The 11,467-nt window shown below is 65.9% G+C and carries 1 protein-coding gene and 1 pseudogene; both read right to left on the bottom strand.

Annotated features, from left to right (window positions below; all coding sequences use genetic code 11):
• Nucleotides 1-10,819 (bottom strand): non-ribosomal peptide synthetase (locus HL671_RS37485; RefSeq protein ID WP_172244128.1); only part of this gene is annotated, 10,819 nt, incomplete at its 3' end.
• Nucleotides 10,812-11,467: pseudogene (locus HL671_RS39260) on the bottom strand (phosphopantetheine-binding protein); the annotation flags it as partial. The pseudogene HL671_RS39260 and the gene HL671_RS37485, both read right to left, overlap by 8 nt.

Below are 11,467 nucleotides of genomic sequence, written 5' to 3'. Positions count from 1 at the left end.
AGGCTCCGCCGGCCTTGAGCACCGCGAGCAGCGCCACCATCATCGTGATGCTGCGCTCCAGCGCCAGGCCGACCACGACATCCGTCCCGATCCCGTGGGTCCTGAGGCGGGATGCCAGCCGGTTTGCCCGCGCGTTCAGTTCGCCATAGCTGATCGTCTCGTCGCCATGGATCAGCGCGATTGCATCGCCTCTGCGGGCCGCCTGCGCCTCGAATTGAGCAACGAGACTGGCGAACGCGATTGCACGCGCTGTATCATTGGCACGCGCGAGCATGGCGAGATCGCCAGCGTCATCCGCGACGAGGCCAGCGACGGTCTGCCCAGCATCGCGACTGATCGTGGCGAGCAACTGGACGAATGCCGCCTGAAGGCGCCGGATCTGTTTTTCGTCGAAATGCTGCCGCTGAAAATTGAATACGAGCCGCAGCTGACCGTCGAGGCCCACGCTGACGAACAAGGGATAGTTGCTGGTCTCCAGGATCTGCGTCCGGCTCGCACTGAGTTGGCCGTGCTTCGTCCGCAAGACCTGATCGACCGGATAGTTCTCAAACACCAAGATATTGTCGAACAGCGGCCGTCCGGCCCGGCCGGCCAGCCGCTGGATATCGGCGAGCGGCTTCCAGCCATGCTCGCGCAAGGCGAGATTGCGCTCTTGCAGCTCCCGCAGCCAGGCACCGATTTTCTGCTGCGGATGGGCGTGATCGACGACCGGCAGCGTGTTGATGAAAAGGCCTATCATCTCCTCGGCCCCGGCGAGGCCGGCAGGCCGGTCGGACACAGTGACGCCGAAGCACACCGTGTCCTGGCCAGTATGCCGTCGCAGCAACTGCGCCCACGCGGCCTGAACGACCGTGTTGAGGGTCACCCGCTCGCGGGTCGCAAACTGTTGCAGGCTCGCGCTGAGATCCGGGTCCACCGCCATCGTGAGCGAGCCGTGGCCAGCGACATCGCCCGTTCCGCCTGAGGTCAGGAGACCAGGCTCGTCGAGCTCAGCCAGGGCGTTTCGCCAGAAGGCGGACGCCGCATCATGATCCCTCTGTTGGAGCCAGGCGATGTAGTCGCGATAATGCAGCCTCTGGGCTGGAAGAGCCCCCTGCTCCAGCAGCAGCATCACCTCGGCCATGAAGCGGGCCGAACTCCAGCCGTCCATCAGGATGTGATGGTGGGTCCAGATCAGCCAATGACGGTTGTGGTCGAGCTTGATGAGTCTGAGACGCTGCAACGGCGGGCGCGACAGATCGAACCCCTCGGCACGCTCGCGCCGCGCGAGCGCACTCAGCGCATCGTCCAATGCAGCTGGAGCAGCTCCGGCTGCGCGCGCATGCCAGTCCTCCTCGACGAATCGCATCTCGGCGTGGCGATAGACGACCTGCTGCGGCGATCCCGACAGCTCTCGCCATAGAAATCCGGTACGCAGCACATCATGACGATCGGTGACCGCCTGCCAGGCGGCACGCAGCCTCTCTGGATCCAGGCCGTGGATTTCGGCCGTCAGCTGGTTGACGTAGAGTCCCGTGCCATCGTCATGCAGCGCATGGAACAGCATGCCCTGCTGCATCGGTGACAACGGATAGATATCCTCGACCTTGCGCCAATCCAAGGCGAGCGCATCGAGCTCGGCCTGGCTCAGCTTCGAGAGCGGCACATCGGAGGGCGTCAGGCCATGGACATCGGTCGCGCAGTGGTCGAGCAACTCCTTCAGCGCTGCCTTGAAGCAATCCGCCAGACGTTGGACCGTTGCGGTACGATAGCGCTTCCGGCTGAAGCCGAACGACACTTGCAGGACGCCGCCCTGGACACGGGCATTGACGGCGAGGAGGTGCCGCAATGGGCTCGACGCGGCGCGGGAGGGGCCGGCGCTCTCCGGCGCAATAGTGAACAAATCATTATCGCCAGCACCGTCCACCTGGCCCAGATAATTGAATGCGATCTGCGGCTGGGGACCGCCGGCCAACGCATGGCGCTGCGCATCGGAGCCGAGATGGCGCAGGAGGTCGTAGCCGAGACCCCGATGCGGCACCGCGCGCAGCATCTCCTTCGTCGCCTTGATCAGCGACGCGGGCTCCTCGTGTCCTCCTGCCAACTGCACGGGAAAGACAGTTGTGAACCAGCCGATCGTGCGCGAAAGGTCGAGGCCAGCGCCGATGTCCTCCCGGCCATGACCTTCGAGTTCGATCAGGACGTGATCACGGCGGGACCACTGCCACACCGCGCGCGCCAGGGCCGCCAGCAGGAGGTCATTGACTTGGGTGCGGTAGGCCGCATGGGCCGGCCCGAGCAGCCGCGTGGTCAGATCGGCCTCAAGGGCCAAGTTGACTTCGTGTGCATCGGCGACCGTATCGCGATCGTCCGGCGAGCTGTCACACGGAATGTCGTCCGTCGACCTTGCTCGCGTCCAATATTCGAGCTCTGCCGCGAGCTCGTCCGAGGCGGCGTGCGCGTGCAGCGCTGCCCCCCATTGCGCATAGGCATGAGTCTTCGGCGGCAACACCACGCCCTGCTCTCCGCGGGCGAGTTGCTCATAGGCCGCCGCCAGATCCTCCAGCAGCACGCGCCACGACACGCCATCGATGACGAGGTGATGGATCGCGATCAGCAGCCGCTGCTCGTCCCCCGGCAGATCCATCCCGACGACGCGGATGAGAGGACCACTTGTGAGCGAGAGGCTCGCCTGTACCTGGGCGGCGAGCGCGGTCACCGCGTCGGCATCGGCGACCTCGCATGTCCGAAACAGTTCGGCACGCGCAGGCGATGCATCATGCTCCGCGCGCCAGATGCCGGCGACACATTCGAAGCGCAGCCTCAGCGCGTCATGGTGGGCGACGACGGAAGCGACGGCGCGGCGCAGAGTATCCCACTCCAGCCGCTGGCGCGGCCGCAACAGCACCGCCTGATTCCAGTGGTCCGGAGCTTCCAGCTTCTGCTCGAAGAACCTGAGCTGAATCGGCAGCAGCGGATGCGGACCGGCAATCAGGCCCTGCTCGGCATGTGTCGCGGGTTGCAGCTCGATACGGGCTTCGCGCGCAAGAGCCTCGAGAGTCTGATGCTTGAACACATCGCGCGGCTCGATCGCAAGGCCGGCGCGGCGCGCGCGGCTGACCATCTGCAGCGAGATGATGGAGTCGCCGCCGAGCTCGAAGAAATTGTCAGTGATCCCGACATTCGGCTGGCGCAAGAGCTCCGCCCAAATCGCGGCGAGCGCGACTTCGTTTGGCGTACGGGGCGGGATTCGCCCCGCCGCATCCCCCACCTCCGGCGCCGGCAGCGCAAGACGATCGACCTTGCCACTCACCATCAGCGGCAGACGATCGAGAACGATGATGCGCGACGGCACCATGTAGTCCGGCAGCTCCGCTGCCAGCGCCTCGCAGAGCGCCGCGCCATTCAACGTGCCGCCACCGCTCACATAGCCGACGAGTTGGCGTCCTGCACCGAATTCGCGCGCGATCACGGCGGCGGCGCTGACCTCGGGCTGCTGCAGCAAGCGGGCCTCGATTTCGCCGAGCTCGATCCGGAAGCCGCGGACCTTCACCTGATGGTCGGCCCGGCCGACATAGTCGACGGTGCCATCGTCGCGCCAGCGTGCCAGGTCGCCGCTGCGGTACAGCCGTGCGCCGGGCGGTCCGAACGGATCAGCGATGAAACGCTCCGCGGTCAGCGCCGGACGACCGAGATAGCCGCGCGCGAGCCCTGTGCCGCCAATATAGAGTTCGCCGGTCGTTCCCTCATCGACCAGGTTGAGGTCGGCATCAAGGATGCGCAACACGGTTCCCGGAATGGGATGCCCGATCGGCACGCTGCGTCCGCTTTGCCTCCCGCAATTCCAGAACGAGGCATTGATGAGAGTCTCGGTCGGTCCATAGCGATTGTCGAAACGGACTGACGGATACACAGCATGAACCTGATCGATGAGCTGGACCGGCAGCGCCTCGCCGCCGGAGAACAGCCGCTTCAGGCTCGTGCACCGCACCGCTCCAGGATCGGCGATGAATTGGGCCAACATCTGTGGGACGAAGTGCAGCGTGGTCACGCCGTGGGTCGTGATCGCGTCGATCAATCTCTTCGGCTCACGGTGTGCGCCCGGAGGGGCGATCGCCAATCGCGCGCCGATCGTCAGCGGCCACATTATCTCCCAGACCGAAACGTCGAAGCTGAACGGCGTCTTCTGCAGCAGCGTTTCGCCGGGCGCGAGCGCATATTCGGCCTGCATCCAGGCCAACCTTGCGGCCAGTGCCCCACGCGTACAGGCGACGCCCTTGGGGATGCCGGTCGAGCCCGACGTATAGATCACATAGGCAAGACCTTCGGCATGCGTGGGGAGCGAGAGATTCGAGCTGTCGATGTCGGCCGGTGGATTGCGGTCCGCAGCGCCGATCACGACCACCTCGACGTTCCCCGCAACACCCGTCGCGCTGAGGCGGTCTTGCAGACCGGACATGGTCAGGACAATCTTCGCGCCGCTGTCGCGCAGCATGGCTGCGAGGCGCTGATCGGGATAGTCGGGATCGAGCGGCAGATATCCTGCGCCGGCCTTCAGCACCGCGAGCACGGCGACAATCATGTCGATGCTGCGCTCGAATGCGAGCCCGACCGCCGCATCCTGAGCGACACCGCGTGCCCGAAGCTGCCGCGCCAGGCGATTTGCGCGGGCGTTCAGCTCGGCATAACTCATCCGTGCGTCGTCGGTGACCAACGCGATGGCAGCCGGATGCGCTGCGACGCGTCGCTCGAATTGCGCCACGACGTCCAGAGGCTCGTCGCCGGCCGTCTGCACGACAGACCCGGTGCTCCAACCGAGGGTGCGCCGCACGGCGGTGTCATCCACGCCATGCAATTCGGCCAGCGGACGGTCGCCGGCGTCAGCCATGCGCGCCAGCAGATGGGCAAATGCAGCTTGCATCCGTTCGATCTGCGCGCGATCGAACCGGCTGCGATCATAGCGAAACCCCAGCTTGATGCCGGACGGCGCAACAAACACCGCAATCGTCAGCGGATAGTTCGTGATCGAGATCTGCTCGGCGCCGCTGGCGCGCGGACCGTCTCCTGGCTGGTCGCGCAGGACATCGTCGACCGGATAGTTCTCAACCACGAAGATGGTATCGAACAGCGGACGGCCGGCACGGCCGGCGAGCCGCTGAATCTCGTAGAGCGGCATCCAGCCGTGCTCGCGCAAATCCACGTTCGCGGCCTGCAGGCCACGCAGCCAATCGCCAACCAGCGTCTGGGGGCTCGGGCTGTCGAGCACCGGCACTGTGTTGATGAACAGACCGACGATCTCCTCCACGCCGGCGATCTCGGGCGGCCGTCCCGAGATCGTCGCACCGAAGCTGATGGCGCTTCGGCCCGTCATCCGCCGCACGAGCTGGGCCCACGCGCCTTGCAGGACGGTGTTCAAGGTCACCCGTTCGCGACGCGCCACAGCGTGCAGCCGTTCGGTCTGCATCGCGTCGATGACGAGATCGATGTAGGCATGACCGCAAGCGAGATCTGCGGGTCCTCCCAGCGAATCGGCCAGCAGGCTCGGCTCTTCCAGCGGTGCGAGCCATCGCGACCAGAATGCCGCTGTCGCGTCCCGGTCCTGTCGCGTCAGCCACGCGATGTAGTCGCGGTATCGGCCCGCGACGGCAGAAAGCGTTCCTCCACGGACATGCTGCATGATCTCGGCGATCAGCCGTGCCGCGCTCCAGCCATCGAGCAGGATGTGGTGATGCGTCCAGATCAGCCGATGTGCCCCGTCGCCGAGCGCAATGAGACGGACCCGCTGCAGCGGCGGCCGCGACAGGTCGAAACCGGCCTGCCGTTCCGCTTGCGCGACGGCCGCCAGTGCGCTGTCGCGCGCGGCCCTTTCCATCGCCGCGATACGGTCGCGCCAATCCTCAACGACAAACGGCACCGTCCCCTGTCGATAGACGATCTGCTGCGGAGGGCCGGACAGTTCGCGCCAGGCGAAGGCGGTCCGCAGCACCGCGTGGCGGGCGGTCACGGCCTGCCAGGCGGCCTGCAGCCTTGAGGCATCGACACCGCTGATGTCGACCGCGATCTGGCTGACATAGCTGCCGCTGTCGGCGTCACGCAGCGCGTGGAACAGCATGCCCTGCTGCATCGGCGACAGCGGATAGATGTCCTCGATCTCGCGCCGGTCGTGCGCGCCTCCGAGCAGGTCGAGCTCCGGCTGACTGAGACGTGACAAGGGAACGTCCGATGGCGTGATGCCATGTACGCCGCTGGTGCAATACGCGACGAGCTCGCGCAACGCATCGGCATAATGATTGGCAAGCCGTTCGATGGTGGCGCGGCGAAAGCGCCTGCGCCCGAAGCCGAATGTGAGCTGCAGCTCGCGGTCGAGTACCTGGCCGTTGATGCTGATCCAGCGGCCGAGCGGCGCGCTGGCACTGCGCGATGGTCCGGCACTTTCCGGCGCAATGCTGAAGGCACTGTCGGGACCGAGACTCGCGCCGAACTGGCCGAGATAGTTGAAGACGATGCGCGGCTCCGCGCTCTCCGCCAAGGCTGCGCTTTGTGCACGGGTGCCGCAATAGCGCAGAACGCCGTAGCCAAGCCCACGCGACGGAATGGCGCGCAGCTCCTCCTTGATCGACTTGATGAGCGTCGCATCATCGCTCGCGCAACCCGACAGCCGGACGGGAAATGCGGTCGTGAACCAGCCGACCGTCCGCGACAGCTCGACGCCGTCGAAGATGTCCTCGCGACCGTGCCCCTCCAACTCGACGAGCACGTCATCGAGCCCGCTCCAGCGTCCGACCGACCTGGCCAACGCGGCAAGCAGGAGATCATTCACCTGCGTGCGGTAGGCCGCCGGAGCGTCCTTCAACAGCTTGGCAGTGAGGTCCGCGTCGAAGGCGACAACGACCTCCTCGCCATCGGCGACCCGATCGATATCGTCATGATCCTGGTCGCAGAGGAGATCGGACGCAAGACCCCGCGTCCGCCAGTAGGCGAGCTGCCCGGCAAGCTCGACGGACGAGGCATAGTCTTCGAGCCTCCTGCCCCAGGATGCGACCGATTGGCTTTTTGGCGGCAACACCATCGTCGTGGCGCCCCGCGTAGCCTGTTCATAGGCCGATGCGAGATCCTCCAGCAGAATGCGCCAGGACACGCCGTCGACGACGAGATGATGCACGACGATCAGCAGCCGCTGGCTCCCGTCACTCACATCCATTCCGACCACTCGGAGCAGCGGCCCCTGCAAGGACAGGCTCGCCTGCGCGGTTGCGGCGACCGCCGCGATCTCTGCCGCGTCCGCAACGTGACGTATCCAGAGCAAGTCGGCGGCGGACGGCGCCTCGCCATAGGTGGCCTGCCACGCGCCATCGACTTCGGCGAACTGCATCCGCAAGGCATCATGCTGTGCCAGCACGGCTGCCACGGCCCGGGCGATCGCCCGCCAGTCCAATCGCGATGCTGGCATGAGCAGCACGGCTTGGTTCCAATGATGCCGCTCGCCGGCGTCCTCAGCAAAGAAGCGGCGCTGAATTGGCAATATTGGCACCGGCTCGTGGTCGCGCTCCGCCGGGTGCACTCCAACATCAGCCGCGCGGTCGCTCCGTGCGGCACGCGCCAGCTCCTGAAGCGTCTGATGCCGGAACAGGTCGCGCGGCTCGATCAACAGACCACGTTGGCGTGCACGTCCGACCACCTGAAGCGAAACGATGGAGTCGCCGCCAAGCTCGAAATAATTGTCGGTCAATCCGACGCGCGCCTGCCCGAGCAGCTCGGACCAGATCGCCGCCAAGGTCAGCTCCGCCTCGGTCTGCGGAGCGACGTAGTCTGTCGCGGCCGCGGGATGTGCGGGAAGCGGCAAGGCGTCCCGGTCGATCTTGCCGTGGGCCGTGAGCGGCATCTGCGCCACGCAAATGATGCGCGCCGGGACCATATAGTCGGGCAGTTCCTCCAGCAGGGCCGCCCGCAATGTCCTTTCATCAAGAGCCTCGCCACAGACGTAGCCGACGAGTTGCTGGCGTCCGGCGACCTCGCGCGCGACCACCACGGCCGCTTGGACGCCGCTCTGCTGCGCCAGCCGCGCTTCGATCTCGCCGGGCTCGATGCGAAAGCCACGGATTTTGAGCTGATGGTCGGAGCGCCCGAGATAATCGATCACACCATCGGCACGCCAGCGGGCCAGATCACCGGTGCGATACAGCCTCGCGCCGGGTTCACCATAGGGATCGGGGATGAAGCGTTCTGCCGTGAGGCCCGGACGGTTCCAATAGCCGGTCGCCAACCCTTCGCCGCCGATGTGCAACTCGGCGGTAACCCCGACCGGCACGATGTTGAGATCGCCATCGAGCACATAGGCCGAGCGCCGTCCGACCGGGCGACCGATCGGAGCATAGGCGCAGTCGATCTCGGCCGCAGCGTCCGTCTTCCAGACAAGCGGCGTCACCACGGCTTCCGTTGGGCCGTAGCCATTGATCAGCTTGCGCGGTTGCAGCGCGCGCCGGATCTTGTCGAACCCCGACTTCGGCATCGCCTCTCCGCCGAACGAATAGAGCGACACCGGCGGCGGATTGCCGCGCCACGCTGCGAAGTCGGCGAGCTGCTGCAAATAGGCTGGCGGGAAGCCCGCATTGGTGACGTTCTGCGCGCGCATGACCTCCAGGGTCTGCTCGGCCGACCAGAGATCGGCGTCGCGCATCACCAGCGCTGCACCACAGCTCAGCGCAGTCCAAAGCCGCTCATGGGCGCCATCGAAGGTGAAGGAGAGGAAGTGCAACTCGCGCGACTGCCGATCCATCTCATAGAGTTCGGCCGTGACCTCGCAATGGACGGCAAACGGCCCGTGCGCGACCGCGACGCCCTTCGGCACGCCGGTCGAACCCGACGTGTAGATCACGTAGGCCAAACTCTGCGGATGGACACCGATCGCCGGATCGGTCTCGCGGCCCTCGCACCGAATTGCACCGACATCGACGACGCTGACCCCTTCCATCCGCGACCATTCGCGCAGACCAGCCGCCGCGACCAGCACGACGGTCGTTCCGATATCGCGAATCGCTGCGGATTGCCTTGCCAGCGGATGATCCGGGTCGAGCGGCAGATAGGCCGCGCCGGCCTTCAACACGGCAATGAACGCCGCGACCAGTTCGGGTGAGCGCCGCATCGAGAGCCCGACGACGTCGCCAGGCCGAATGCCTTGCGCGATCAGGTGCCGGGCAATCGCGTTGGCGTGATTGTTCAGAGCTCCATAGCTGACCGTCTCCGCCCCGAAGATCAGCGCCGGCGCGCCAGGTCTGTCCTCGGCATTTTTCTCGAACAGGCGATGCACCGGGAGGCACGGCTTCGCGGCAGGAACGCTCTGGTTCCACCGGCTCACTGTCTCGCGTTCGAGCGCCGACCGAAAATCGATGGCCGCGAGCGGGCGCGCGGGCTCATCCGCCATGATCTCCAGGATCGCACGCCAATGCGTCGCAAGCCGCTCGCTCGTCGAGCGATCGAACAGCGCCGTCGCAAAGGAAAACAGCGCCGAAATGTCGCCCGATGGCAGTTCCTCGGTGTCGAGAGCGAGATCGAATTTGACGGTCTCGATCTCGGGCGCGATCGTCTCGATTTGCAGTTCCGCCGAAGCATAGGCCTCGGAATGGTCACGGCGGCGCTGATGATTGTAGATCACCTGAAACAGCGGACTCTGGCTCAGGCTGCGCTGGGGCTGCAAGACGTCCAGCACACGCTCGAATGGAACGTCCTGGTTCTCCCGCGCGTCGAGCGTTGCATTGCGTACGGCAATGACGAAGTCCGCGATCGTGCATCGCGTGTCGATCTGCGTGCGCAGCACCTGCGTATCGACGAGCGGGCCGATCAGTTGCCGCGTCTCCGGTCGGTCGCGATTGGCGATCGGAACTCCAACACAGATATCGGACTGTCCGCTGTACCGATAGAGCAGCACTTTGAAGGCCGCCAACAGCACAACGAAGATCGTCGTCTGGTGGCGCTGCGCGAGCGCCCTCACGCGGCCCGCCAGGGGGGCGCCGAGCGCAAGACGCACGGCGTCACCGGACTGATCGGCCTCGGCGGCCCTCGCGCGATCAAACGGCAGCTGCAGCATCGTCGTGTCGCGAAGACGGCCGGTCCAATAGCCGAGTTGCCGGTCACCTTCCACCGCGTTGACCCACAGCCGCTGCCAGGCCGCGAAGTCGGCGTAGTCGATCTCGAGCGCGGGGACCGAGCGAACCTCGCCTCGCGCCGCGCAGCCATAGAGCTGCCAGAACTCGTCGGTCAGCACCTGCAGAGACCAGCCGTCAGCCACAATGTGATGCAGCGTCACCGTGAGGATGTGATCCTGTTCACCGAGCGCCAGCAGGGCCGCACGCAGCAACGGACCCGCCTCGAGATCGAACGGCAGATTGGCCTGTTCACGCCGCACCCGTGCGGCCTGCTGCTCGCGGTCGTCGCCGCCAAAGATGATCCGGCGCAGCTCGACCGGCCGCGGCGGGCAGATGATCTGCTCGGGTTCGCCGCCGTCCTGTCGAAACACAGTGCGGAGCGCGGCGTGGCGGATCACCAATTCATCGAGAGCCCGTTGCAGCGCATCGCCATCGAGTCGACCGCGAAGACGGATCGAAAGGGGCATGTTATAGGCTGCACTGCCCGGGTCCATCCGCCATAGGAACCAAAGGCGAGTTTGCACGAACGACAGCGGTGCCCGCTGCAATTGCTGCCGCGCGATTGGCAGAATCGACAGATCGATACCCTTCGCAGCGAGCTGTGTCAGAAAGGTGCGCTGCTTCGCTGGGTCTAGCGATGCGAGGCGGCGCGCGATTTCGCTGAGCTGCTGCTGCTGAAGTCCGGATTGATCATTCATCGGCGAGCTCGACTTCCTTGAGCAGATCGAACATGGCGGCGATCTCGTCGCCGCGTCTGTTCTCTGGTGGATTCACGGCCAGCACTGACGCCATCCGCTCGATTGTCGTCAGCTCGAACAGCCGCTTCAGCGGCAGATCGCGTGCGAGATCGCGCTTGATGCGGCCGACGAGTTGAACCGCAACCAGCGAATCGCCGCCGAGCTCGAAGAAATTGTCGGTGACGCCGACCTCGTCCTGATGCAGCAGATCGGCCCAGATCGCGGCGAGCGCCGCCTCGGTCGGATTGCGCGGCGCGATNGCAGCACCGGGACCAGCGCTGCGCGCAAGCTCGCGCCATCGAGTGCATCCTCGCCGCTGACATAGCCGACCAACTGCCGGCTTCCGCCCAGCTCCCGCGCCACCACGACACTGTCGCGCACCCCGGCCTGCTCGCGCAGCCGCGCCTCGATCTCGCCAAGCTCGATGCGATGGCCGCGGATCTTGACCTGATGATCGGCGCGGCCGACATGGTCGAGCACGCCGTCGGCGCGCCAGCGCGCCAGGTCCCCGGTCCGGTACAGCCGTGCACCGGCCGGCCCAAACGGATCCGGGACGAAGCGCTCCGCACTCAGCGACGCACGCTGCCAATAGCCGCGGGCGAGGCCCGC

Source organism: Bradyrhizobium denitrificans, assembly GCF_013179005.1.
In the GTDB taxonomy this organism is placed as follows: domain Bacteria; phylum Pseudomonadota; class Alphaproteobacteria; order Rhizobiales; family Xanthobacteraceae; genus Bradyrhizobium; species Bradyrhizobium denitrificans.
This window is presented reverse-complemented; position numbering and strand designations above follow the sequence as displayed.